Annotated in this window: 23 protein-coding genes; 7 read left to right on the top strand and 16 right to left on the bottom strand. The window is 50.2% G+C overall.

Annotated elements, in window-relative coordinates; all coding sequences use genetic code 11:
• Positions 1-7: 7 nt before the first annotated feature.
• From ACTRXG_RS08235 to uxaC, 9 genes are all read right to left on the bottom strand, one after another.
• Positions 8-637, bottom strand: a complete 630-nt coding sequence (locus ACTRXG_RS08235) for a class F sortase (RefSeq protein WP_474284660.1) — start codon at positions 635-637, stop codon at positions 8-10.
• Complete coding sequence (locus ACTRXG_RS08230) at positions 606-1,442, bottom strand: DUF4397 domain-containing protein (protein WP_474284592.1); 837 nt, start codon at positions 1,440-1,442, stop codon at positions 606-608. Before ACTRXG_RS08230 ends, ACTRXG_RS08235 begins: the two co-directional genes overlap by 32 nt.
• Positions 1,443-1,679: 237 nt before the next feature.
• Positions 1,680-3,632: a fructose-specific PTS transporter subunit EIIC gene (locus ACTRXG_RS08225; protein WP_474284591.1), complete on the bottom strand. Its 1,953-nt coding sequence runs from the start codon at positions 3,630-3,632 to the stop codon at positions 1,680-1,682.
• 58 nt (positions 3,633-3,690) lie between these two features.
• A complete protein-coding gene (locus ACTRXG_RS08220) occupies positions 3,691-5,637 on the bottom strand; it encodes a BglG family transcription antiterminator (protein ID WP_474284590.1) in 1,947 nt (648 codons plus the stop codon).
• Positions 5,638-5,975: 338 nt separating this feature from the next.
• On the bottom strand, positions 5,976-6,980 hold the full coding sequence (locus tag ACTRXG_RS08215; protein WP_474284589.1) for a sugar kinase: 1,005 nt from the start codon (positions 6,978-6,980) through the stop codon (positions 5,976-5,978).
• Between the two features lie 3 nt (positions 6,981-6,983).
• Complete coding sequence (locus tag ACTRXG_RS08210) at positions 6,984-7,613, bottom strand: bifunctional 2-keto-4-hydroxyglutarate aldolase/2-keto-3-deoxy-6-phosphogluconate aldolase (RefSeq protein WP_474284588.1); 630 nt, start codon at positions 7,611-7,613, stop codon at positions 6,984-6,986.
• An 11-nt stretch (positions 7,614-7,624) separates the two neighbouring features.
• Positions 7,625-8,470: an SDR family oxidoreductase gene (locus ACTRXG_RS08205; protein WP_474277556.1), complete on the bottom strand. Its 846-nt coding sequence runs from the start codon at positions 8,468-8,470 to the stop codon at positions 7,625-7,627.
• 3 nt (positions 8,471-8,473) lie between these two features.
• Positions 8,474-9,511 carry a mannonate dehydratase gene (uxuA, locus tag ACTRXG_RS08200; RefSeq protein ID WP_474284659.1) on the bottom strand — a complete coding sequence of 346 codons (1,038 nt, stop codon included), beginning with the start codon at positions 9,509-9,511 and terminating at the stop codon, positions 8,474-8,476.
• 14 nt (positions 9,512-9,525) lie between these two features.
• Positions 9,526-10,923: a glucuronate isomerase gene (gene uxaC / locus ACTRXG_RS08195; RefSeq protein ID WP_474284587.1), complete on the bottom strand. Its 1,398-nt coding sequence runs from the start codon at positions 10,921-10,923 to the stop codon at positions 9,526-9,528.
• 113 nt (positions 10,924-11,036) lie between these two features.
• Here uxaC and ACTRXG_RS08190 point away from each other — a divergent pair, with 113 nt between their 5' ends.
• The gene (locus ACTRXG_RS08190) at positions 11,037-12,209 is read left to right on the top strand and encodes an ROK family transcriptional regulator (protein WP_474284586.1); all 1,173 of its coding nucleotides are present in this window, start codon (positions 11,037-11,039) and stop codon (positions 12,207-12,209) included.
• A gap of 8 nt (positions 12,210-12,217) precedes the next feature.
• Here the strand turns inward: ACTRXG_RS08190 and ACTRXG_RS08185 are convergent, their stop codons facing one another.
• From ACTRXG_RS08185 to ACTRXG_RS08165, 5 genes are all read right to left on the bottom strand, one after another.
• A complete protein-coding gene (locus tag ACTRXG_RS08185; RefSeq protein ID WP_474260686.1) occupies positions 12,218-13,516 on the bottom strand; it encodes a TRAP transporter large permease in 1,299 nt (432 codons plus the stop codon).
• Complete coding sequence (locus ACTRXG_RS08180) at positions 13,513-14,007, bottom strand: TRAP transporter small permease (protein WP_474284584.1); 495 nt, start codon at positions 14,005-14,007, stop codon at positions 13,513-13,515. The genes ACTRXG_RS08185 and ACTRXG_RS08180 overlap by 4 nt, the downstream gene beginning before the upstream one ends.
• A gap of 1 nt (position 14,008) precedes the next feature.
• The gene (locus ACTRXG_RS08175; protein ID WP_474284583.1) at positions 14,009-14,998 is read right to left on the bottom strand and encodes a TRAP transporter substrate-binding protein; all 990 of its coding nucleotides are present in this window, start codon (positions 14,996-14,998) and stop codon (positions 14,009-14,011) included.
• 36 nt (positions 14,999-15,034) lie between these two features.
• Complete coding sequence (locus tag ACTRXG_RS08170; RefSeq protein ID WP_474284582.1) at positions 15,035-17,389, bottom strand: glycoside hydrolase family 31 protein; 2,355 nt, start codon at positions 17,387-17,389, stop codon at positions 15,035-15,037.
• Positions 17,390-17,596: 207 nt separating this feature from the next.
• Positions 17,597-17,788 (bottom strand): hypothetical protein, encoded by a 192-nt coding sequence (locus ACTRXG_RS08165; protein WP_474284581.1) that lies wholly within the window; start codon positions 17,786-17,788, stop codon positions 17,597-17,599.
• 186 nt (positions 17,789-17,974) lie between these two features.
• On the opposite strand from ACTRXG_RS08165, the gene ACTRXG_RS08160 reads away from it, so the two are divergent.
• The 5 genes from ACTRXG_RS08160 to ACTRXG_RS08140 are packed head-to-tail and all read left to right on the top strand — an operon-like array spanning position 17,975 to position 21,712.
• Positions 17,975-18,775, top strand: a complete 801-nt coding sequence (locus ACTRXG_RS08160; RefSeq protein ID WP_474284580.1) for a hypothetical protein — start codon at positions 17,975-17,977, stop codon at positions 18,773-18,775.
• 4 nt (positions 18,776-18,779) lie between these two features.
• Positions 18,780-19,160: a GntR family transcriptional regulator gene (locus tag ACTRXG_RS08155; RefSeq protein ID WP_474284579.1), complete on the top strand. Its 381-nt coding sequence runs from the start codon at positions 18,780-18,782 to the stop codon at positions 19,158-19,160.
• The gene (locus ACTRXG_RS08150; protein WP_474284578.1) at positions 19,147-19,851 is read left to right on the top strand and encodes an ATP-binding cassette domain-containing protein; all 705 of its coding nucleotides are present in this window, start codon (positions 19,147-19,149) and stop codon (positions 19,849-19,851) included. Before ACTRXG_RS08155 ends, ACTRXG_RS08150 begins: the two co-directional genes overlap by 14 nt.
• Positions 19,852-19,853: 2 nt before the next feature.
• Positions 19,854-20,777, top strand: a complete 924-nt coding sequence (locus tag ACTRXG_RS08145; protein ID WP_474284577.1) for an ABC transporter ATP-binding protein — start codon at positions 19,854-19,856, stop codon at positions 20,775-20,777.
• A 5-nt stretch (positions 20,778-20,782) separates the two neighbouring features.
• On the top strand, positions 20,783-21,712 hold the full coding sequence (locus ACTRXG_RS08140) for an ABC transporter permease (RefSeq protein WP_474284576.1): 930 nt from the start codon (positions 20,783-20,785) through the stop codon (positions 21,710-21,712).
• 300 nt (positions 21,713-22,012) lie between these two features.
• Here the strand turns inward: ACTRXG_RS08140 and ACTRXG_RS08135 are convergent, their stop codons facing one another.
• Positions 22,013-23,020, bottom strand: a complete 1,008-nt coding sequence (locus ACTRXG_RS08135; RefSeq protein WP_474284575.1) for a class F sortase — start codon at positions 23,018-23,020, stop codon at positions 22,013-22,015.
• A 30-nt stretch (positions 23,021-23,050) separates the two neighbouring features.
• The gene (locus ACTRXG_RS08130; RefSeq protein WP_474284574.1) at positions 23,051-24,433 is read right to left on the bottom strand and encodes a copper amine oxidase; all 1,383 of its coding nucleotides are present in this window, start codon (positions 24,431-24,433) and stop codon (positions 23,051-23,053) included.
• A gap of 336 nt (positions 24,434-24,769) precedes the next feature.
• On the opposite strand from ACTRXG_RS08130, the gene ACTRXG_RS08125 reads away from it, so the two are divergent.
• Entirely contained in the window at positions 24,770-25,393 is a 624-nt protein-coding gene (locus ACTRXG_RS08125; protein ID WP_474284573.1) for a CHRD domain-containing protein, read from the top strand.
• Positions 25,394-25,459 lie beyond the last annotated feature (66 nt).

The raw sequence follows: 25,459 nt of genomic DNA, 5'->3' as shown, positions 1-25,459 counted from the left end.
GCTTTCATTATTCATCCACCACCGAGGCGGTGACCACCAGTCTCTCCCGATGAGTGCCGGCGTCATTGTCAAACTCTCCAGTGCATGTGATCAGCTGCAGCGTCCGTTCGCTGGAGGCGCCAAAAATCTGCTGGATGGGAGCATCGTCATACGGATAAGATGCGGCTGATTCCACTTCAAACGTAATCGTTTCTCCGTTATCACCGGTTACTTCGATTAAGTCTCCCTTCTTGAGTTTATCGAGATGGTAAAATACCGCAGGACCGGAGCGGTCATTCACATGGCCTGCGATGACCGCATTTCCCTGCTGTCCCGGTTTAAATCCCGGCGAAAACCAGCCGGTGTCCTCCCCGTTATCCGGTACTTCCATGCCGCCGTTTTCCGTGTATCCCATATCATTCACTGCCGCTTTTAGGTCAATTGAGCTTATTCTGATTTCTGCCGGTGAAATCGACTGCGCTGATGAAACTGTTTGTGTTTCTGTCCGCTTCCCGATTCCCGAAGCTTTTTCCCCTTCTATCGACGCTTCTGAATATGCCGTTTCCGCTTCCGTAAATTCCTCTGAGCTTCCGGTTAAAAAAAGAATCAGGATAGCGAAGAGAATGCTATGAAGAAGCGCCCGCGCGGCGGCGTGCATAGTATCCAACCCCGAGACCAGCTGCCAGCAGGCCAGCCAATCCATACATTATCATGTTATCTGTTCCAGCTGCTCCAGTCTGTGGCATTTCAGATGGCATACTTTCACTGGAAGGGGTTGCCAGTATAATTGCATCAAGTTCCGGATCGCCCTCTGCAAAACCAACCGCAAGCACGGAATAGTTCATGCCTTCTTCAAGCTCTGTTCCAGCAAGGTCGAGTACTACATCCTCGGTTCCTGTCGGACGTACTTCGAGATCATAGGATCCGGCTTCCACTTCCATATAATCCGTCACTCCGGTAAACGGAGCGTCTTCAAACAAAATGTCTCCGTCTGTTACCGCGACATCAACATTTGGAGCGTCAGGAGAAAAGTGTGCGACTCTTACGTTCGCCATTCCCTCTGCTGCTTCCTGATTGTCCTCGAGCACGCTCAGCTCAATGTCTTCCAGCGTGTTTATGGCTGCTGCTGTGTAAGCTTCGCCCTCTTCCACATCAAGTGTGCCGGACAATACAGGATCGCCTTCGCCTTCTTCACCAGCAGCAAATATTTCTACCTCGCGCTCACCTTCCGGTACTTCCAGATAATCAGTTGCATCCTTGAAGGCCGCCCCTTCGACTACAGCCTCTCCATCAACGTAAACATCAACCTCGGGTGCATCAGGAGAAGCGTGAACAATTCTTACCATCCCGCTGTCTTCCGAGGCGCCTTCCTCCGTATCATGACTGTCGGCCAACGCTGTGCCTCCTCCAGCTAAACTAAACACCAGCGCACCAGTTAACATGGATCCAGCAACCTTTTTCATTTCTCCGCCTTCTTTCCAAATAGGATGTGTTTCTCCGGGGCGGGTACTATGCAACCAATTATCAGAAGCATAGTTGGTTTTACTATATCCTTTTTTGCTAAGCTTCAAACGTTGATTTCACAATTTTCAAACAAATATTTCTGCATAAATATAAAAAGAGGCATCGACTGCCAATGGAATGAAAAAAGCACCCTGCTGCCAGGATGCTTTTCTCAGGTTGGACTTATTTAATTGCCATTATTGGATCGTTTTTAACAGCTCGTAAGCCTCCTCGTCAGAAGCAGTATTTAATAACTGCTCCCGGAAGGAATCATCCATCAGCTTTCTCGACAGCATCTGGAGTATTTTCAGATGATCCTCTCCCTGTCTTTCTACAGGGACAGCAATCATAAAGATGAGATTGGCTTCTGTCTTATCCGCACTGTCCCAGTCGACGCCCTTCGTCTGTCTTCCAAAGGCTACCGCAGGCTCCTTCACAGTATCCGATTTTCCGTGAGGTATAGCAATTCCCATTCCAAGTCCTGTACTGCTTTCTTCCTCTCTCGCCAGAATCGCGTTTTTGAACATTTCCTCTGATTCTACTATCCCCTGCCGGTCGAGCATGTGTATCATTTCATCCACTACTTCATTTCGCGTCTGGCCATGCAGGTTTGTATTTACAAGATCAGGCGTCATAATATCTTTTAACTGAGTAATCTGCTTATCCTTATTATGATTCGTTTCCGGAGCAGGAGCCGCTTCTGCAGAAGTTCTTTCAGCGACCTCCGTGGAATCATTTTCCTCAGGGATCCCGGCGTACGCTACATCCCGTTTCAGGGTGTTAATCAGCAGCGCCGTCACGATGGTACCGACAATCGCAGCTACGAAGAACATGAGAATGTTATCCACCGCGCCGAGCACGGCAACGATAGGACCGCCGTGGGCCACCCGGTCGCCGACTCCGGATAGCATAGCAATTACAGAGCCAGTCATCGAACCGACAACGATACTCGGTATTACCCGAAGCGGATCCTGAGCCGCGAATGGAATGGCCCCTTCCGTGATCCCAAACAGACCCATCGTAAACGAGGCTTTTCCTGTTTCGCGTTCGGCCTGCTGGTATTTCCTTTTGTTTAAAAATGTCGCAAGCCCCATGCCAAGCGGTGGAATACAAATGGCTACAGCAATGGCCCCCATGATTTCGTAATTTCCTTCGGCAATCATGGCAGCTCCAAATAGAAATGCTACTTTATTAAAAGGTCCACCCATATCGACGGCAATCATTCCGCCCAGTATCAGTGCAAGCAGAAAGGAGCTGGCCCCCTGCATGCCCTCAAGCCACTGGGTCAATCCTTCAAAAATGCTCGCAACCGGTGCTCCGATAATGAAAATGAACAGCAGTCCGACCGCTAGTGAAGCAAGTATCGGAATGAAAATAATAGGCATTACAGGCTGTATGGCCTTTGGCACCTTGATTTTCTTAATACCGAGGGCGATATACCCGGCGAGAAAACCAGCAATAATACCGCCGATGAATCCGGCCCCGGCCTCACTTCCGTAGAAGCTCCCGTTAACGGCAATGTAGCCTCCGATAATCCCCGGAGCCAGTCCCGGCCGGTCCGCAATGCTTACTGCGATAAAGCCGGCCAGTATAGGAACCATAAAACTGAAGGAGGCTGCCCCGAGATTTTCAATCTGTTTCCAGAAGGAATCTTCAGGAATTTGTATCCCTTCCGGGGTCTGGTTGCCGCCTAAAGCTAAAGAAATAGCAATAAGCAGCCCCCCGACCACAATAAACGGAATCATATAGGAAACACCATTCATTAAGTGCTTATAAACGGGGTTTTCCTTATCTTTCTTTTTGGCTTTCACTGTTTCCGCATTTGGCATCGCACCTTTGTAAACGGATACATTTCCTTCCATAATTCGCTCAATTAAATCCTTTGGCTGGCGTATCCCGTCCTGCACGCCTACCACCAGTAAAGGCTTTCCGCCGAAACGCTCTTTGGAGACTTCCTTGTCACTGGCAATAATAATGCCGTCTGCTTCCGCAATATCCTGCTCTGTTAGTTCATTTTCCACACCGATAGAGCCCTGGGTTTCCACTTTGATTTCAACGCCAAGCTCGCTTCCGGCTTTCTGTAGATTTTCAGCCGCCATGTATGTATGGGCAATGCCAACCGGACAGGCGGTGACCGCTAGTACCTTCATCCGTTTCCCTCCTTCGTAATTTCTGTTTTCATCATAAAACGGAAATTACAAAAAATAATCATTCATTTTTACCGCTGCTCCGGTAATACGAATGATTATTAAAGATGCTCTCTACTTCTTCGAGCGTTTGTGCCTGGTTCAGCTGCTCAAGAATGCTCGCATCCGTGCCCATTCTCGAAATCATATGCATAAGCGAGCGTATGCTCCCCTGGTCCTTTTCGGCAATCGCAAGCAGGAAAACAATCGTCACCTGTTCCTTTCCCCATTCAATCGGTTTATTAAAAATTGCAAGAGACACCGATGACTCGTAGATCTCCTCCGGCGGGGCGTGCGGAATCGCAATCCCGTTGCCAAGCGACGTGGAGGATGTTCTTTCCCTCATTACCGCCCGCTGTGGAAAATCTTCCGACACGGTGCCCTTCCTCACGAGCTCCCGGCCGAGCTTCTCGATCAGCTCGTACCGGTGCACCGGCTCTATACCGATCGCTGTTTCCCCCTTTTTCAGCCAATCTGCCATGGAGCTGGAAAACAACGGCTTTTGCTCTTCGTATTGAAGATAGTTATCCAATTTCCTCCGGTCCTCCGCCTGGAGTAATGGAGAGATAACCAATACAGGCACCCTTTGGTTCGTCAGTTCTCTCGTGGATAAAACGAGATCAACCGAATAGGTTTCGAGCATATCATCAAGCTTCTGCGCTGCGATGCTGCCGATCACCTCCATCCCTTTATAGTTCTGTTCAAGCTTCGCTTCAAGCAGATGGGACATACCGACTCCCAGTTCACAAACGATCAGGACTTTCTTTTTCTGCTCCCGTTTTTTCTGAAGACGTTCAACAGACGCCTGGAAATGAAGCACCAGATAGGCAGCTTCATCCTCCGGAATGTAAATGCCATAGCTGTCATTCACTTCTTCAAGCGCCATCACCACCATACTGAACATATAGGGGTACATTTTCTTTATTTCCTCAAGCATCGGATTTCTGATCGCAAGCCCATGCATGACGCGATGGATGGTCGAAGGCAAATGAACCTTCAGCCCCTCTAGAAGAATTAAATCCTCTTTAAAATTGGTCATCGTCAAAATCTGCAGCTGGGTCGTGAGCTGTTCGAGAATACCTTTCATTAATGCTTCTTTATTGCTGTTTTTCCGCAAAAAGTAGGAATCCGAGCAGCTGATCAAATGAAGCGTAAAGTATACCTTCTCCGATTCAGGAAGCGATAATTTCAACTTGTCTTTGATAACCTCTGCGAGCTCTTCCGCCATCGTATATTCCCCGGCATCTCTAGCCTCTTTTCGCTCATTTTCCTTCATCACAATTGTCGAAGACTGCCTCACACGCTTCATCATGATGAGCGCATGGATCATCAGGTTTTCCCGTTTTTCGGCTGATATCTCCCAGTTCCATGCGTTTAGCCTGTCAGCAATTGCTTTTCTTATAAAGCTGACCTCATGCTGAGGGAAAAGCCGGACAAGCGAGTCCGAAGCCGTTTTATCCTTTGCTACAAGCTCAGATAAATGAGCAACAGCACTTCGTCGCTTCAATTCGTCTCCCGCGATGGTGAGGCCGAGCCGCTGTCTCGATATCAGTTCAAGCCCAAACGTTGCCAGCCAGTCCGAAATGACCGCCATGCTTTCTTTAATTTCTTTGACTGACATAAAGAATTCTTTTGCCAGCCCCTGTATGGTCTGGGGCTTTTCTTCGACGAGCAGACGGTAGCCTATTTCCACCAGGTGATCGGTCTCTTCATGCGAGGATCTTTTATGTAAAAGGCTTAAAATATGATGTTTTTCTTCTTCCGTAATGACTACTTGAACGCCGAGACCGGGTTTTCGCAGAAGCTCAGCCTCCGAGTGCTCACCGAGAAAATAGTGCAGCGTTTTCAAATCATTCCGTACGGTTTTTTCCGAGCAGTGTAACTCTTCTGCCATCGTCTGAATATGCGTAAAAGCCTCCGAATAAAGTAATAGTTTCTGCAGCAGCTTTATCTGTCTTTCATTGAGCATCGCTTTATCCCCCCTTCATCTGTTTTTTTCAGGTTCATCCATCCTTAATATATCATCCATTATAACTTTAGTTTTTTTGTTTGGGAGAGTAAGGTTAATTAAATTTTGGCATCATCCCTTCGGCTGTCTTTAAAAAAAAGACTGTGGACCCATGCCCTGCACCACTATATTAAAGACGATGGATGTTTTAAAGCAGGGCCTGTTACAAAAAACAGCCTGTTCAGGACCCGGCACCGGGCCGGGTCCTGAACAGGCTATGATTCAAAGCCGCTTACATCGGCAAACCACTTTACGTTAAAAAATCAGCAGAAACATGGGCCGTTTATTTTTCCGCTTTTTTACCGTTTCACATCATTTCCCTGGTTCTGTACAAACTGAAGCACGTAGGCCTCGTCAAACTGGTTGCTGTCACCGTATACCATATGCTTGAGCACGCTTGAACCGGTCGCAAATTCAACGACCTGCTGCGGCTCCCAGTCCTCCTGCAGTACCCCGTGCAGAATGCCGGAGGCAAAGCTGTCGCCGCCTCCGACCCGCTCCAGCAGATCAAACGAATGCGTGGCACTGGCATGCAGCCCGCTTCCATTATAGTAGTAGCCGGTCAGGCTGTTCGAACTGGCCGATGCCGCCGTCCGGTGGGTGCTTGCCATCAGGGATATATTATACGTACGGGCAGCCTCTTCATAGAACCGTTCGAGCTGCTCCGGCGAAAACGCTTCGTGCCCGTCCATCCCTAACAGATACACAAAATCCTTATGGCCGATGAAGCAGACATCCACATACGGCAAAATTTCTTCAAAGGAGGCTTTCGCTTCCTTCGGGGACCACAGCTTCGCGCGGAAGTTGCAGTCAAAGCTCACATGCACCCCGCGACTTGAAGCCTCCTGTACGGCGGTCATCGTCAGGTCATGCATCGCCCGGCCGAGCGCGGGCGTAATGCCGCTCACGTGAAACACCTCCACCCCGGCAAGCAGCTGCTCCCAGTCGAGATCAGCATCTGTAAGCTCCCACACGGATGAATCCTCCCGGTCGTACATGACTTCCGCGGGCTTGACGGAATAGCCAGCTTCCACGTAGTACAGCCCGAGACGACGGCCCTGATCCACAATCGTGTTCGTGTTGACGCCAGCTGTACGGAGACGGCGTTTGGCGGCCTCCCCCATCGCATTTGCCGGGAGCGCCGTCAGAAACGCGGTCTCGTGCCCGAACTGGCTCATGTTCATCGCCACGTTGGCTTCGGCCCCGCCAAAATACACGTGAAAATCGTTGGTCTGGACCAGCCGCTGGTGGAACGGAGGTGTGAGACGCATCATCAGTTCGCCCATCGTCAGGATTCGCGCCATCGGTTACACCTCCTCCGCGAGCCGCTGGAATTCGGCGGCAAGGCGGGTGACTTCGTCGTAATCGCCAGTCTTGGCCGGTCCGGTAATCGATCCCCCGGCCCCTATCATGATGGCACCGGCCTGCAGCCAGTCCTGTACGTTATCCAGGTCCACCCCGCCGGTCGGCATCAGCTGCACGTGCGGGAGTGGTCCGCGGATCGTCTTGATGAACGAGGGCGCATACATTTCTCCCGGAAACAGCTTCACCACCTGCGCACCGTAGCTAAGTGCTTCCGTGGCCTCCCGAACGGTCATCACGCCCGGCAGATATGGTACCGCATAGCGGTTGCAAAGCTTCGCCACCTCAGAATCAAAGGACGGGCTCACGATAAACGACGCTCCCCGGACAATGGCGAGTCGGGCGGTTTCGCTGTCGAGTACCGTTCCCGCCCCGACTACCACGTCCGGATACTTCTGTCGCAGCTTCCGCAACACATCATCGGCCTCCGGCACGGTGAAGGTGACTTCAAGCGTTTTAGAACCGCCCTTCACGCAGGCATCTGCGGTTGTCAGCGCCTGGTCCGGACTGTCGCCGCGAACGACGACCGCTACTTTGTTTTCGATCATTTGATTTAGGATATGAAATACTCTCATTATTTTCTCCTTTATACTCCAGAATAAGCGGAAAACCCACCGTCAATTGGTACGACAATGCCGTTCACAAAGCCCGAGGATTTTTCATCAACGAGCCACAGCAGGGTGCCCACCAGCTCCTCTGGCTCCCCGAAGCGCTCCTGCGGCGTCTGGGACAGGATTTTTTCCGCTCTCGCACTCAACACGCCTTCTTCCGAAAACATCAGCTCCCGGTTCTGGTCCGTCAGGAAAAAGCCCGGTGCCATGGCGTTTACCCGCACGCCGGATTTGGAAAAATAGACGGCAAGCCACTGCGTGAAGTTGCTGACAGCCGCCTTTGCCCCGCTGTAGGCAGGGATTTTTGTGAGCGGCCGGTACGCATTCATCGATGAAATGTTAATGATCGAGCCCGGCCGGTCATACACCATGTCGCGGGTAAATACCTGCGACGGAATCAGTGCCCCGAGAAAGTTCAGCGAAAACAGCTGATCCACCGCAGCAGGATCCAGGTCAAAAAACGTGCCTCCGCTGTCTGGCGCTTCCGGATCGAAGTATTCCTGTCCGGTTGTCGCCTTCGGATTATTACCGCCCGCTCCGTTCACGAGAATATCACACGGCCCGAACCGGCTTTTTACATCTTCGTAAATGGTCTCCATCGCCTGCTTATCCGTTACATCGCCGCTGTAGCCGGCGGCTTCTCCCCCGCCTTCGATGATCCGTTCGGCCACCTCTTCGACCTTTTCTTTGTTGCGGGCGATAATCGCCACCTTGGCTCCATTGGCAGCCAGCGCCTCTGCCATCACAGAGCCGAGCACGCCGCTACCGCCTGTGATGACGACAACCTTATCCTCCAGTGGAATTTGAAATGGTGTTTGCATCGTTTATCTCCTTTCCCGCTCAGCATCGATAATGCCATTAAGATATACTGCCCCAAGCGCGCGGTCGTACAAACCGTAGCCCGGCCGACCTTCTTCGCCCCAGATCATCCGTCCGTGATCCGGCCGGATCGGGCCTTCGTAGCCTACTTCGATCAGCTTCTGCATAACGCCGACCATATCGAGTGATCCGTCGTGCACGGAATGCGACGTTTCCTGGAACGATTTTTCGCTTGTCCATCGTACGTTTCTGGCATGCACAAAATGAATGCGGTCCTTCAGATGTTCAATCATGCTGATTAAATCATTATCCCGGTCCGCGCCGTAGGAGCCGGTACAGAAGGTAATCCCGTTGTGCCTGCTGTTGACACGCTTCAGCATCGTCATGACATTGGCTTCGTTTGTAATAATGCGCGGCAGGCCGAAAATATCCCAGGGTGGATCGTCGGGATGGATCGCCATCAGCACGTCTTCTTCCTCCGCAACCGGAATGATGCGCTCCAGAAAGTAAATCAGGTTTTCCATCAGATCCTCTTTGGTTATTTCCTTATATTCCTCCATAATGACCCGCAGATCATCCTTCTGGTAGGACAAATCCCATCCGGGAAGCGTCAGGCTCCCGTCGAGCGGATCAATCTGCTGAATCAGTTCTTCATCATACATTAGGGAATGGGATCCATCCGGGAGCGGGGCGTCGAGCTTGGAGCGGGTCCAGTCAAACACCGGCATAAAATTGTAGCAGATGGTCTTAATGCCTTCCTGGGAAAGGTTGCGGATCGTTTCCTGATACTTTTCAATCCAGCTGTCTCTCGTGCTTTTGCCCATTTTAATGTCTTCATGGACCGGTACGCTTTCCACCACGTTCCATACGAGCCCGCGCTGTTCGATTTCTTCTTTTACTTCACGGATTTTCTCCCGCGGCCACGTTTCGCCCGGCGGCAGATCATAGATTGCAGACACTATCCCCTTCATCGCAGGAATCTGCTTGATTTGTTCGAGCTTGACGGGGTCTTCGGTCCCGTACCAGCGAAAGCTCATCTCCATCATTCATTCCTCCTTTAAATTGAAAAATATTTTTTCGCGTTATAGTAGCAGATATTTTCAACATACGTACGTAATAGCTTCAAGTCATGCGGCGCTTTTCCTTCTTCCACCCAACTACCAATTAAATTGCATAGAATGCGCCGGAAATATTCATGGCGTGAAAATGACAAAAAGCTTCTCGAATCGGTCAGCATACCAATGAAATTGCTGATTAAGCCGATATTTGCCAGAGACTTCATATGGCTTTCCATTCCGTCAATATGGTCATTGAACCACCAGGCGGTGCCCACCTGCACCTTGCCGGGAATGTCACTGTTTTGAAAGCTGCCGGCAATTGCCGCGAGCGTGTTGTTATTATTGGCATTGACGCTGTACAACACTGTTTTGGGAAGCGCATTGCTGCTTTCCAGATGATCCAGAAAAGCAGCAAGCGGACGGGCAGGCAGCTGGTCATGAATCGCGTCAAAACCCGCGTCCCCGCCGAGCTTCTGAAACATAGTGGTATTGGTATTGCGAAGCGGATGCAGGTGGAGCTGCATTACCCATTCTTTTTCCGCATACCTTTCAGCCAGATGCAGCAGCGTATACGTTTTGTATTGGGCTGCCTCCTGCGCCGTAACCGCCTCTCCGTTCAATCGTTTTTGGAAAACGGCTGCTGCTTCCGCTTCGCTCGCTGGTTCATACACCATTTCGGTCAGCCCGTGATCGGAGCTGCGGGTGCCGAGCGCATCAAACGCTTCGATTCTTTCATCAAGCGCGGCTAAAAGCTCACCGTAGGAGGAGATGCTTTTCCCTGTCAAATCTGCCAGCTGCCCGACCCAGCCTGGGAAGCTGTCCTTTTCCAGGTGCAGTGCCTGATCGGGGCGATAGGAAGGAGAGACCTCAAATGGCAAATCGCTTCGCCCGAGCTGCTCGTGGGGGGTTAACGCGTCTGCCGGGTCGTCTGTCGTTCCCAGGAACACGACGCTGTCCTTCTGGAGAAGCGACTGGGTGGAAAACTCCGGTGACTGCAGCTTTTCCCGGGTTTCGTTCCAGATTCCCTCCGCCGTGTCCTGGTTTAACAGCGTATGGATGCCGAAGTACGAGGACAGCTCCAGGTGCGTCCAGTGGTACAGCGGGTTCCCAAGCGTATTCGGCACCGTTTCTGCCCATGCCAGAAATTTTTCGTAGTCGCTTTTGTTTCCGGTAATGTATTCCTCCGAAATCCCGTTCGCCCGCATGGCTCGCCACTTGTAGTGGTCTCCGCTCAGCCAGATCTCGGCCAGGTTATCAAAATTTTTGTCGTTTAATATTTCGCCTGGCGGCAGGTGATTGTGATAATCGATGAGCGGCAGATGCTTCGCATAATCATGATACAGCGTGCGTGCCACTGGTGACCGAAGCAAAAAATCTTCGTGAATAAACGCAGTCATGGTCTCATCTCCTAATTAATTTGTTTACTATGCAAACTATTAAATTTATACTTTTAACACAGAAGCATTCGTATTACTACCATACACAGCACGAATAGAAAGAGGGATCTACCTTGCATAAAGGTGACTGGAACTATATCCGAAACTTAAACCGCCGGCTGATTCTTGAGGAAATCGTGAAGAATGCTTCCCTTTCCCGGAGTGAGCTTGCAAGAATTACCGGTTTAAATAAAGCAACCATTTCCACGCAGATTCATGATCTGCTCGAGCAGGGACTCGTGATTGAAACAAGAACCGAAGCACTCGAGACTCCCGGCCGGAAGCCCATTATTATCGAAATGAACGAACGAGCCGGCTTTACGATCGGCATTGATATTGATGAACTGAGCACCAATATCATTTTTTGTGACCTGAAGGGCCGCCGGCTTCATCAAAAGCAGTTGCACCTGGACACATATCATTTTGAAAGCATGCTTGAAGAATTAATTCGACAGCTGCAGACAGAAATTGACGTATTCCGGAGCGGCACCTCTGATGCCCCCCTTGCTGGAATCGGCATCGGTATTCACGGCATCGTAAATAACGACAGCCAGATCGTTTACACCCCGAAGCAGGAATGGGTGGATCTCGACGTGAAGACCCGGCTCGAAGAAGCATTTGACACCCCCGTTCACGTGGACAACAGCGCCAATTTGGCGGTGTATGCCGAACATGTTTACGTAGAACACGTACCGGACCTGTTCTGCCTGACCCTGTATTCCGGCATCGGGCTTGGCATGGTCAAGGATTCGGTCATTTACCGCGGGCATCAGGGCTTTGCGGGTGAAATCGGCCATATGATTATTGAGCCAAACGGCAAGCCCTGCCCTTGCGGCAATCATGGGTGCTGGGAGCTGTACGCTTCCAATAAAGCGTTTTTTAAAATGCTTCACGATAACGGCACAGACTTTCATACCCAGGAGCAGGTGCAGAAGCATTTGGAAACGGCAAACGCCGAACAGATGATTAACGACTACATTTTCTACCTTTCAATCGGGGTAAATAATGTGATTAACATTTTCAACCCGGAGCGCATCATCATTAACAGCCCGTTGTTTGCCTCTAAGCCGGAGCTTTTAGACCGGGTCGAGGCATCTCTGCAGTCCAAGTTCAACAACTACGAGCAGCTGAAAGTCTCGAGCCTGAACGAAGATGCCTGCGCTCTCGGCGCCGCAGCGCTTGCGTTCAAAAAGTTTCTCGGCGTGCACCACGTGGACCACTCCGCCTCCTTTATCAAAAAGCAGTAAATATAAAGCTACATCAGATCAAACAGCTGAGGCAGGAACAGGCTGAGCTGCGGGATAAAGGTAATGGCTAGCACCATGACAATCAGTATGATGAAATACGGCACCAGCGCTTTGATGACGCTTTCGAGTCTTGCGTTAGCTACACTTGTACCAACAAATAATACGCTTCCGACCGGAGGAGTAATGTTGCCGATACAAAGGTTGAACGCAATAATAATGCCAAAGTGAACGGGATCGATGCCAAGCTCGGTAACGACCGGTAAAAAGATCGGTGTGAAAATAAGCACGGCCGGCGTAATATCCATAAAGGTTCCCATGACGAGCAAAATCACGTTGATGAGCAGAAGAATGACGATCGTATTCGCGCTGATTGAAAGAAGCGCGCTGCTGATCCCTGCTGGAATCTCGGTATAGCTCATTACGAGCGAAAACAGGGATGATGCCGTAATTAAAAGCAGAATCATACCGGTAATTTCAATGGTTTCCTTGAAAATGTTTTTAAATTGCTCTTTTTTCAGCTGCTTGTATAAAAGCGACAGCAGCAGGGCGTAAATTACGGCTACCGCCGCGCCTTCGGTGGCGGTAAAAATACCGGCAACGATCCCGCCGATAACGATGATAATCAAAAGCAGACTTGGAATTGCGTCAAAGATGATAAACATTTTATTCTTCCAGCTGACTTTCTCGGATACTGGATATTTATGTTTTCTGGCATATACGTACGCAATCGCCATCACAGAGAGGCCCCATAAAATGCCTGGAATGTAGCCGGCCATAAACAGCGCTGCAATCGAAGTTCCTCCGCTGACCAGGGAATACACAATCAGCATCGAGCTCGGCGGAATTAAAAGTCCTGCCGGTGCCGACGCGATATTTGTCGCGGCAGAATAGCTCAGGGAATATTTCTGTCTCATTTCCATCGGGGTCATGATTTTCCCCATCGCAGCCGCCGCTGCTACACTTGAGCCCGAAATCGAGCCAAACAGCATATTTCCGACGACGTTCGTATGGGCGAGCGACCCTGGCAGCCTTCCCACAATAATTTTTGCCAGGTTAATGAGCCTAAACGCGATGCCTCCGTTGTTCATAATAATACCTGCAAGCACAAACAATGGAATCGCCAGAATGGTAAAGTTGTCTACGCCTGTTGCAAGGCGCTGGGCGGTAATAATGATACTGACGTCAAATGGAATGACAAGTGAAATGGTTACCATCGCACTCAGCAGAATCGCGAGCGCAATCGGCACTCCGAACACGAGCAGTATCCCGAGCGATGCAAATAATAAAATTCCGGCTGTAACTGTCATCCTTTTTCCCCCTCACTGGCAGTGCCGATCCGGCTGCTGCCACGAAGCATATCAATCAGCGCGTACAAAACGATACATACGCCTGAAACCGGCACGGCGCTGTAGACAAACAGCATGGACATCCCTGTTGCCGGGGCCGTTTCCGAGTATGTATACGTAAGCAGAATGATGCCGCCGATGATCATCGGTACTATCCCTAAAAACGCCCATAAGACATTGATCGCAAGGTTAATCAAGCGCTGCGAACGTTCCCGGAACTTTTCCACCAGAAACACAATGGCAATGTGCTTTTTCTGTCCAAACACGTAAGCAGCCGTCAGCAGCGTAAACCAGATGAGCATAAAGCGTATGATTTCTTCGCTTGTGGTACTCGGCGCATCCAAAACGTACCGGGTAAACACCTGCCAGATCGAAAGTAAAGCCATGCAGGTAATTAATACGGCGTTAACAATTAATAGCGCACGGTCGAGAATCATTTTGACCTTTTGCATCCTACTCGGCCTCCTTTATTTTATTGTAAATATCAGAGGTGTCCGGGTCGTTCTGGAATTCTTCATGCAGCGGCTGAACCTCGTCAATAAACGATTGTTTATCTACTTCATAAAACTCTACGTTCATTTCCTCTTCGGCCGTAGCCTTGGCTTTTTCTACTGTTTGATTCCAAAGATCTTCATGGTAGCTGGTTGATTCTTCTGCAGCCTCTTCAATGACCTCTAGTTCACTATCTGAGAGGTCTTGCATCGTATTTTCATTAGCAATCAGCACGTCGGGAACGATAGCGTGTTCGGTGTAGAAATAGTTTTTCGCCACTTCCCCGTGGTTGCTGTTCGTAAGCGCCGTCGCATTGTTTTCGGCGGCATCAATGACACCTGACTGCAGCGCGGTGTATACTTCCCCGTAGCTCATCGGCGTTGGGGTGCCTCCCATCGCTTCGATCATCTGTACACTCGTCTGACTCGGCTGCACTCTCGTTTTTAAGCCGCTCATATCCTCACTTGTTTCGAGCATCGTATTTTTCGTATAAACGTTGCGGACACCTGCATCATAATACGTCAGCCCGCGGAACCCTTTATCAGCAGATTCCATGTAAATGTCGCTGGTCACTTCTTCATCGTTCATGACACGCTTAAAGCTTTCCTGGCTTTCAAATAAATACGGCAGGCTGAAGACCGAATACGCCGGTTCAAAGCTTTCGAGAGCACTCCCGCTCACCTTGCTGAAATCCACGGCGCCGGTCTGAGTCCCTTCAATTACTTCCCGCTCGCTTCCAAGCTCCCCGTTCGGGTAAATTTTAATGCTCATGTCTCCATCCGATTTTTCCTCCACAAGCTCGGCAAACCGTTCAAGCGATTGGTGCACCGGATGGTCCGTCGGCTGGTTGTGTGCGAGCGTGAAGGTCTGTTCTTCCTCCCCGCTTGCACTCTGGCAACCTGTCAAAGCAATCAGGGCCGTCATCGTGGCAAGACTTATCCATTTTTTCACTGTTGTTTCCCTCCTTTAATTAACGTTCAGCGATACTCACTTCCATGAAAACCACGTGTCTGCTTTTCCGTTAATAATAACCTGCCTCGTTTCATCCTCCGGAAGCTGGAAGTGCATAGACGTAAAACCATTCCTGTACGACCCTTCCTGAAGGACTTCAATGTAAATACCGCCTTCGCCAGGCGTCATGGTACATGTAATCGAAAGCTCGTCGGTATCGTGAAGCTTGTCGTTGTCGTCGTAATACGTAAACGATGTCTGTTCACCGTTTTGGCCCGGATACACCTGCATGTCGATCCGGCTTTCGGCATCGTTTTCCACCGGCAGCAGGCTGCCGCCCTTTACCATCACCGGCGTATACTCGAGCGGAGCAGGAACCGTGACCCTGCGTCCCCCTTCGTACCACTGCCCGGTATACATGTCGTACCACCCATGCAGATGAGCAGGCAGGTACACTTCACGTTCACGCTCTCCCGGACGTACAATGGTGCATACTAGCAGCTCTTCGCCCAGCATAAACTCGTCGTTTTCGACATGCGTCGCTGCATCGTCGCCAAAGTCAAAGAAGGTTGGCTTGATCACCGGCTCGTAGCTGGCCGACGACTTGTGAAGAAGCGAGAATATATACCCGGACAGCTTCTGGTGCCAGTGAATGGCGTCGGAAACCTTGTCGACAATCTCCGGGTACATCCACGGTTCGTTCACCGTCTGGTCGTCATTCCAGGAATGTATTGTAAACCGCGGATAATAAATGTTGCTCTGAATCCAGCGTAGAAACAGCTCCGGCTCCGGCGCGTCGCCGGAGAAACCGCCCGTGTCATGTCCGAAATTGTAAATGCCGGAAAGACTTAAGCCGATCGCCATTTTAATGTTGTACTGGAGCGTTTCCCAATTAGAGTAGTTGTCTCCGGTCCACGTCTGGGCGTACCTGCTGAGGCCCGCGCTTCCTGCCCGGCTGATCAGGTACGGGCGTTTTTCACTGTCAAACTCGGTCTGGGCTTCGAGCGAGCTTTTCGTCATCAGCATCGGGAAAATTGCGCGGTAGTCCTGAAACCTTCCGCCCTGGCCAAACAAATGAATCACTGCTTCGGGATCCCAGATTTCAAATTCGTTGTTGTCATTCCAGGTAGCGTCGATCCCGTTTGCGAGCAGCTCCTTTTTCACGTTTTCCTTCCACCACTCGATGGTCTGCTTGTTGGTAAAGTCCAGGTAGACGCCCATATCGTCCCAGAACTGCTGCAGGAGCGGACGGTGTTTGTTGTCTAGAACAATGTAGTCGTTGTTAAGTACTTCTTCATGCTTCGGGTGATCGATCAACAGGCTCGGTTTAATGTTGGCAATGATGCGGACGCCGTTCGCATGAAAATCTTCAGTAAATTTTACTGGATCCGGGAATTTTTCATAGTTCCAGTTGAAGACGTATCGTTTATGGCCAATAGATGTATATCCCGAGGAGAGATGAAAGGATTCGCATGGTATGTCGTGTCTCTGGCAGTCCTCCACAAAGTTCATCAGACGCTCCTGAGACTTTTCTTCATCGGTATAGGTCATCGTCGACCCGGAGTAGCCGATGCTCCATTTTGGCATAAGCGCCGGCCGGCCGGTCATCCAGGAAAAGCTGCGGGTGACCTCGGCTACCGTTGGCCCGAGAATGAAGTAGCAGTCCAGAAAATGGGAGCTGGACTGAAAAAATCGGTACTTCCCGTGGTAATTGTCCTTTTCCCGCCCCATGTCGAAAGCGCATTCATTATAGTCATCGTAGTAGAGTCCAAAAGCCACTCCGGTTTCCGGCGAATGCGTAATATAGTACGGAATATGCTTATAAAGCGGGTCGGTTTTTTGGGCATCGTAGCCCATCGCGTCAATGTTAAGCATGCGAAAGCGCTCCCCGTACTTATTGACATTTCCTGTTTTTTCCCCGAGACCGTAGTAACGCTCCCCTTCATTTCGTTTTAAGTAGTGGGCTGTCGGCGCCGTTTCAGCAATCTGAAATCCGTACGCCTGAGTATTTCGGTCTTCGGCAACCAGCTTTTCTTCTCCGGCTGTTTTGTCAAACCAGCTGCAGTGCAGCTTCGTTTTATTGATTATCAGCTTGAGTGAAGCCGTTTCAATTACATATTCTTCAGGATTCTCTGCCATTTCATAGGCTGGGAGCGAAAAATAATCCGTGATACGATTCCGGTCGAGTCCTTCAAACGGCATCTCCGTGTCTCCCGGGGCCACAGCCCATGTATGTATCTCCATCTCCGGCTGTTCCTTCGTCAGCGTAACGCGGAACAATTTTTCTTCGAGTACATAAACCGAAAAGTACATTTCCTGCACATCGGATTCAAAAGTAAGCATATTGTTCTTCTGGGCAGATAAATAAAACTGGTCTTTCGTCGTTAGCATATGTTCACCCTCTTTGGATTAATCACTTGCCTAAATAATTAATTTGTAGTGTAAACAAATTAATTATTTACTTTATGATAAGGCTTTCCTGAACGTTTCGCAACCCCCGGTTTATTTGATTATTTATTCTCTTGTGCTTTCGTCTTTATATTAAAAAATGGTTCCCCTCTCTGCCCCGGAGAACCATCGTTATGCAATACTGCGCTGCTACTCTTCTGTTCGTTTCCTGTGATAAAAGAAATTACATATAAATAGCACTGCCACCACCGCAGTCATAAATAAAACACCTTCTATCCTGTACGTTGCATCGTAATGGGTCTGGTCCAGTAAAAGCACCAGGTTCCATGAAACAAATAAAAATATTCCATACAAATAAAGAACGGATTTTGTACTTTTCATCCAATCCCTCCATCGGCTAGTATTGCTGACTTTTTTCTGTTCCCTTCCCCTTTTCGGCTAAATCGTTAGAATTGAACTTTATTAAAAATTTTTTAAGAAATGACTCCCCGTTATAAATATTGTTGACGTTTCTTTTGTACCAGTGTACTATTTAATTAATACACTAATACAAAGGAGCTGTGCTTTATGACAAGCTGGTTACAATTATGGAAAAAAGAATTTGCGCTGACGCGATCCGTCTTTTATTGGTGCCTGGCGCTGATATTCATCGTAGTCATCTTCGCCATCGTCATGAACAGCGGGAATTTTTTCTCCATCAATACGAACAACCCCGCCCAGACGGTGGGAAGCGTGGTGCTAGGTGCTCTCAGCGCCGGTATTTTTGCCCATTTTGTTTATCTTCCCATTTATATGATTGTGAGCCTCGAGCTCGAACGCCGCCAGCTGCACCTCTGGCTCTATCAGCCGCAGCCGGTGACTAAATTGCTCAGCGCCAAATATGCAAGCGGGCTCGCATGCGCTTCGATTTCGCTTTTTATTAACGGCCTTCTGCTGCTTATTACTTCCTGGTTGACCCCGGGCCTCCCTCCCTTTTTCGGACTGCTCGAGGAAGGGGTAACATGGCTGCAGGTGCTCGCTTTATGCCTGCTTTGTTCAGTTTTTGTGCTTCTCGTCTCTCTTTACTTCAGTGTTTACCTGTTATTTATTTACTCGTTTGACTTTGCGTATCGGCACACCGTAGGTAAAGGGCTTCAAATCGTGCTGGCGATAGCCGCTATTTTTCTCCTGAGCGTTCTTGCCAATTTAGGGCTTGGTGATGTGTATCAGGCGATCACCAGCTGGGGCCAGTTATCGCTCACCGGACTGGTGAATGTGGAATTTTTTAACCTCAACCTATATGCCGGCGTCATTCTTTTTCATGCCGTAGTTGGCGCAGTCCTCTTTATCCTGTCCGCTCAGCTGATTGATAAGAAAGCGGAGGTATAGACTCATGGCTTACACATTTGATAACTCCAGACCCATTTACCAGCAAATCATTGATACGATCCATGGCAATATCATTCGGGGCGAATGGCCGCCGGGGACGAAGCTTCCGTCCGTACGGGCGCTCGCCGTCGATTTTGGCGTAAACCCGAATACCGTATCCCGGACATACAGTGAATTAGAAAGGACAGGAGTGTTGGAAATGAAACGGGGACAGGGAACCTTTGTAACAGAAAGCGAAGCAACCATTCAGCAGTTAAAGCAGCATCTGATGCGCCAGCGGATTCAGGAGTTTATGAACGAAATGGAAAGCCTCGGAATGAGCAGAGAAGAAATTCGCCAGGGCATTGATTCCTACCGAAAGGATGAGGACCATGATAACCTTTGACGGTGTAACGAAGAAATTTTTAAGCCGCACTGCTCTCGAAAACGTGACGATCGAAATCCCTTCGAGCGGCGTGACAGGCGTGGTCGGCGAAAACGGAAGCGGTAAATCCACCCTCCTTAAGCTTGCCGGTGGGCTGCTGCGTCCGGACAAGGGGTCGGTTTCTTATAATGGACAGCCGGTCTCACGAAAAGACAGCTCCCGGATCGCCTATTTATCGGAAAACGACCACATGTACGCTTTTTTCCGAATTGACGAATTAATTGATTATCAGACTTCCCAGTTTCCTGATTTCAACAAACAGCGCGCTTATGACATGCTGTCGTTTATGAATCTTGACCCTGCACAAAAAATCAAAACGCTCTCCAAGGGCAACCGCGGCCGGGTAAAAATTGTGATTACGCTGGCCCGGGAAGCCGAGCTGCTTCTCCTCGACGAGCCGCTTTCGGGACTCGACCCCATCGTACGGCGCTCCATCATCCAAAGCCTCGTATCCTTTGTTGATGTCGAAGCCCAGGGCGTCCTGATCAGTACGCACGAAGTGAGTGAAATGGATCCCCTGCTCGACCGGGTGCTCGTCCTCCGGCAGCAGCACGTGCTGGACCTTGAAGACAGCGAAGCGATCCGCGAGCGTTTCGGCGTTGATACAGCCGGATGGATGGAGCACATTTATGCCAGGAAAAGGAATGTTTAATCATGAACCAGCATCCCGTACTGCAGTTGGAAGGACTCACCAAGTCCATTCAAAAAACAACCATCGTCCATCCCCTTGATTTACAGGTGTACGCCGGAGAGGTGTTTGGATTTATCGGGCCAAACGGGGCAGGCAAAACGACCACCATCCGCATGATTCTTGGTTTGATTAAAGCCACCGGGGGCGACATTTATATCGCTGGTGAAAATGTGCGGACCAATTCTTTAACCGCTATTTCTCACGTCGGAGGAATTATTGAAAGCCCGGAAATGTATGATTATTTAACGGGCGAGCAAAACCTAAAGCACTATGCCCGGCTTGCCGGTAATGCTGCAGCCAATAACATTTGGGATGCTGCCGAACGGACGGGTATCGCTTACGCCTTAAAGCGAAAACTGAAGACCTATTCCCTTGGCATGAAGCAGCGCCTGGGGCTTGCGCAGGCACTGCTCCACCAGCCAAAGCTATTGATCCTGGATGAATCGACAAATGGACTGGATCCGGCAGGTATCCGGGAACTCCGCCAATATTTGCGGCAGCTCGTTGAACAGGAGCAAATGGCAGTGTTCATCTCCAGCCACCAGCTATCGGATATGGAGCAGATGTGCGACCGCATCGGGATTATTCACCAGGGACACCTGGTGGACGTCCAGCCGGTGCAATCCTTTGTACAGGGAGACCATCAAAAACAGGTGGTCACCATTGTTACCGATCAGCCCCGTGAGGCTTCCACGGTGCTAAAACCATTTACACAGGAGCAGACGACCGTGATGGAAGCTTCCTCTCTCCGGGTATCTCTTTCGCCCGACGATGTTCCTCATTGTATAGCCACACTGGTCGAGCACGGCATCCGTATATACGAAGTCTCCGTACATCACCATTCACTCGAGGACCAATTCTTGAAAGTAACCAATGGAGGGGTGTAAGCATAATGTGGGCTATCTGGAAAAACGAAAACATAAAATGGACGCACAAAACAAGCACCTGGATCATTGGGGGACTGGTGGTGCTGATGATTATCGGCGCGGCCCTGCTTAGCAGATGGCACGGCGTGGAGGAAGAGTCGCAGTGGCGGACCGATTATGAACAGGCACTAACGCAGTACGAGGAAGGTGGAGAGCAGACCGGAGCCTCTTTAACGCCGGAGCTCGCTACTGAATATGAATACCGGCTGCAGGAGAACATTCCTCCACTTGCTGCATACGGACAGTGGAACTATGTAGATGAAATGACATTAATGATCTCGTTTATTACCCTGTTTTCCATTATTGTTACATCGACGCTGGTCGCCAGCGAATTTCAGACGGGTTCGGTGAAGCTCTTATTTATCCGGCCGATCCCAAGATGGAAACTGCTCATAGGCAAATACCTTTCCGGAATGACATTTGCGGCCCTTCTCACTATGTTCACACTCGCTTCCGTATACATCACAGGCGGTCTGGTGTTTGGGTTTTCGCCGCTCGATGCACCTTATCTTTACAGCAGCGAAGACCTGCTGGAGAGAAACGCAGCGGTTCACATGCTCAGCACGTTTGGCCTTGGCTTCATTCAGGCAGCTGTCATGACGCTCTTTGCCGTGATGCTTGCCTCTCTGTTTCGCAGTAATGCTATGGCCATCGGCGTCAGTGTGTTCAGCATGTTTTTCGGAACCACCGCCACCAACTTACTGGCACAGCTCAACGAAACACTGGCGTCCTACAGCCTGTTTGCCAACAATGATCTTACGGTTTTCATCAGCGATAACATCCGCCAGCTCGTTGAGGTCGGCCCGTGGTTTTCAATTATGGTCTTAAGCTGCTACACGTTATTGTTTGTAGTATTAGCATTGGTCAGCTTCACCCAAAGAGACATAGCAATCTAATACAGGGCCCTGGTCTGGCCACACGAAAACAGCCGGTGTTGTATGAATAAACGCCAGCTGTTTTTTCAATAGGAATGCTCCGATAAATAATAATCCAGTTGGACACGAAGCTGTCCGTTCCAGAGCCGTCAGCGTATTTTTTGTTTCTTGCCTGTTTATTTACTTCCGTCCCCCACTTTCTTACATTTATGGCCATCGCCTCCCCCTGTTCATGCCTTTCTCCCTATGATGGAACAACAAAGACGATGCCGCATTATACGTTCATCGTCCTGTCGTTGATCTATAGTTCTTTCTCTGTCTTTACTCTTCCATGGATACGTCTTCCGAAGGCTTCGACTCTACTCCTTCGGTGTCAACAGCCGTCACATGGTACGTGAAGGCTCCTTCCTCTGTTTCCGTGTAGCTTTTGCGCTCATGTGCATCCACGCTCGCGACCCGGGTGAAATCATCCCCGCCCTCTTCTTGGCGGTATACCCGGTAACCGGCAATGTCCTCATCCCGCACCGCATGCCATTTCACCAGCGATGCCTGGAGAGAGACATTGTCAGGGGACGGCGGCGGTTCCGATGCTTCTTCGCCATCGTTCATCAGGGCTTCTTCGCTCTCCTCAGTGAGCTCGGTATAAACGACCAGCCGTTCATCGTGCGTGCCCTGCTCCTGATTAAAGGTGCCGGTGCACGTAATCAGCTGCAGGTGCCGGCCGTCGCTGGCACCAAAAATATTCTCAATCGGTGCATCCTGCCGTGGATAGCTCACCACTTTTGTCACCGTAAAGGTCAGCTCCTGGCCGTCCTCATTCGTGACATTCACATCGCCTCCGGCTTTCATGTCCTCCAGATCGAAAAACACTGCCGGGCCGCTTTTACTGTCCACATGGCCGGCCATTACCGCGTTGCCTTCTTCTCCCGGAGTGACACCCGGTTCAAACCAGCCGACCCCTTCCGCAGAATCCGGCACGCCCATCTGGCCGTTATCCAGAACGCCCACGCCCTCAAGATCCGCCTCCACATCAATTGATGGAATCGAAAGCATCGAAGGAGCGGCCAGCTCCAGTTCCTCTTCTTCCTTTGTTTTCTCCGTAGTTTCGGTTTGATCTGTCACCTGCACAAACTCTTCCACATTCTGTGAGGAAGAACTTTCATCAGGTTCTTCTTGTTCTTCCGGGCCCGAAACACCCTCTCCCTCGGATAAAACCGTTGTTTCCGCAGGAGAGGAGAACAGGGTCTGCTGCGCATATTGAACCCCCAGGCCGGTGGCCACAAATATCATCGCAGCCAATATGAGGAACTTGATTCGTCGTTTGGTCACCGTTCTCCTCTCCTTTCCTATCACTTCTGCTTATTTGGCCAGGTTTTTACGGAACATAAATGCTCCAGCAAGAGCCGTCATCGCGACAGATGCGAATACCCAGGCCCATGGACTGTTGCCATTCGCTGTACCGCCCATGCCGGTTTGCGGCATTTCCGCCGGCATCATTTCGCCGTCTTCCATCATCATGTCTGTGCCGAACTGCTCCGGCGTTTGCGTGGAGATGGCACCTCCGAGGTTCTTGCCGATGCCAAACATAAAGGCGTAGCCCTCCCGGAACGAATCATAGGTGGCTTCATAGTCTTCGTTCACATAGTTATCGTACGTGTCGAGCACCTGGCTTTCATGCATCCATACGGCATCCTGCGCGGCTTCGGTCGGAAGGTTTTCCTCCGTCGCTCCGCCTAAGAAGGCCCCAAAGTCCTCCGAAAACATTTTCAGCTCGTCCTCGGCAGCCTGACGTGCTTCATCGTCTTCCTCCAGGGTCGCAGCGACGATATCGCTCTGGGCATCAATATGCTCGCCCTGCCAGATGTCCATGAACTGCACGCCGGCTTCCTCGCCGTAGATGGAGGTGATCGCCGCCCGGAAGTCTTCGGTATTGCCATCCTCGGCCCAGGTGACAAAGTCATAATCGTCCTGTTGGTTCACGCCCTTCTGCATTTCCAGGACGGCCAGGCTGAAATGTTCGCCGGCCAGCATGTTCAGGTTCGAACGAAGATCATCCGCGGCGGTGTCGGTCGTGCTCTGGTCAAACTGCTCCGGCATGCCTTTCACGACGGCGTCTGAAACGGTTTCACCGATATCAAACATACGGGCATAGCCTTCCCGGTAATCCGTGTAGGCTGCTTGATAGTCTTCCGCTACGTAGTTGTCAAAGGCACTCTGCACGTCATCTTCATGAGCAATCAGGGCTTCTTCAGCGGCTTCCTGCGGCAGTTCTCCGCCGGTCGCTTCGGATAACAGCGTGCTTAAGTCATCGGCAAAGGTTTGAATTTCGGCTTCGGCTTCTTCCAGACCGGCTTCATCATCATTTTTGGTAGCCTCCACAATGTCGGTGGTGTATTCGTTATGCTCCCGGAACAGGTCACCGAACTGCTGGCCGGCTTCCTCTCCGTACAGAGACGTAATCGCCATCTGCATGTCATCGGCGTTCTTGTTGAGGTTCATTTGAACTTCCTCCGCATCCGGCGCGTCGTCATACTGCTTCTGCATCGACAGCACGGCTAAGACGAAGTGCTCCGATAACAACTGGTCAAACGATGCCCGGACGTCCCCGGCGGACATTTCCTTCATCTCCTGCATATCGGCCATCGGCATCTGTTCGCTGGAGTCATTGTCTGCCGCCATGGCGGTGGTCGGTACCATCAGGGTAGCCGCTGTTGCACCTAAAATAAATTTTTTACCAATCATGGAAAAACCCTCCTCATTTTGTATTCATACAGGCTAACGAGAAGAAAAATGGTTTGGATCACAATTAATCAATATCTTTTAAATGCTTCTTACAATTCTCTCAACAGTAATTTCAAATTTTTCCTTATTAATAGTCACGCGCACTGAACTATTTTAAGTATTGAAAATGCTTATTTACATAATTTTAAAAAAATTCTATCAATTGGTGATCTATTTTCTTCTAATGCTTGTAGTCTTTATAATTGGGTGCTTCATTTTAGTCTGCATTCATCAAAGGGGGCGCGACTGGTACGTCAGCGATTGTTCCATTCCATTATCAAAAAGGGGGAAATGAGAATGAAAAAACGCGTTATTGTACCATTAGCATCAGTATTTGCGGTTACGAGCTTTGCCGGTACCGCTTCAGCCGACCACGAGGGACTTGAATTTATGGTGGACTTAACGCCAGAGGCGGAAACCAAGGACGTCGACAGCGATGCCATGGGTGAGGCTCACTTTGAAGTGAGCGAAGACGGTGAGTCCATCATGTATTCGGTCCATGCTGAGGATCTGGATAACGCTGTTGCCGGACACCTGCACAGTGGTGCTGAAGGCGAAGACGGTCCAGTCGAATTGTTTTTATTCGAAAATGGTGAACCAATGGATGTTGACGGGGAGATCGCTACCGGCACACTGACCGAGGATGATCTGGTCGGCGACATGACCTGGGAGGAATTCTCCATGGGACTTGTCTCAGGTGATGTTTATGCGAATCTCCACACCGAAGAATACCCGGATGGCGAGATCCGCGGCCAGCTGGATGAAGAAGCACAGGAGGCAGCCATGATGCCGGAGGAAATGCCTCAAACCGGTATGGGCGGAACCAGTGACACTGGCGGTATGACCGGACTCTGGGCAGGTATTGCTGCCTTGGCAGTTGGCGGAGCAGCACTATTCATGCGCCGGAGAAGTGAAGCTTAAAATTCCAGCAGATAAATGTTTCGAAGCCGTTCTCTTTTAAAAAGGAGAGAACGGCTTTTTTAGAGC

The organism is Marinococcus sp. LNSP9103-4 (assembly GCF_056034345.1).
This window is presented reverse-complemented; position numbering and strand designations above follow the sequence as displayed.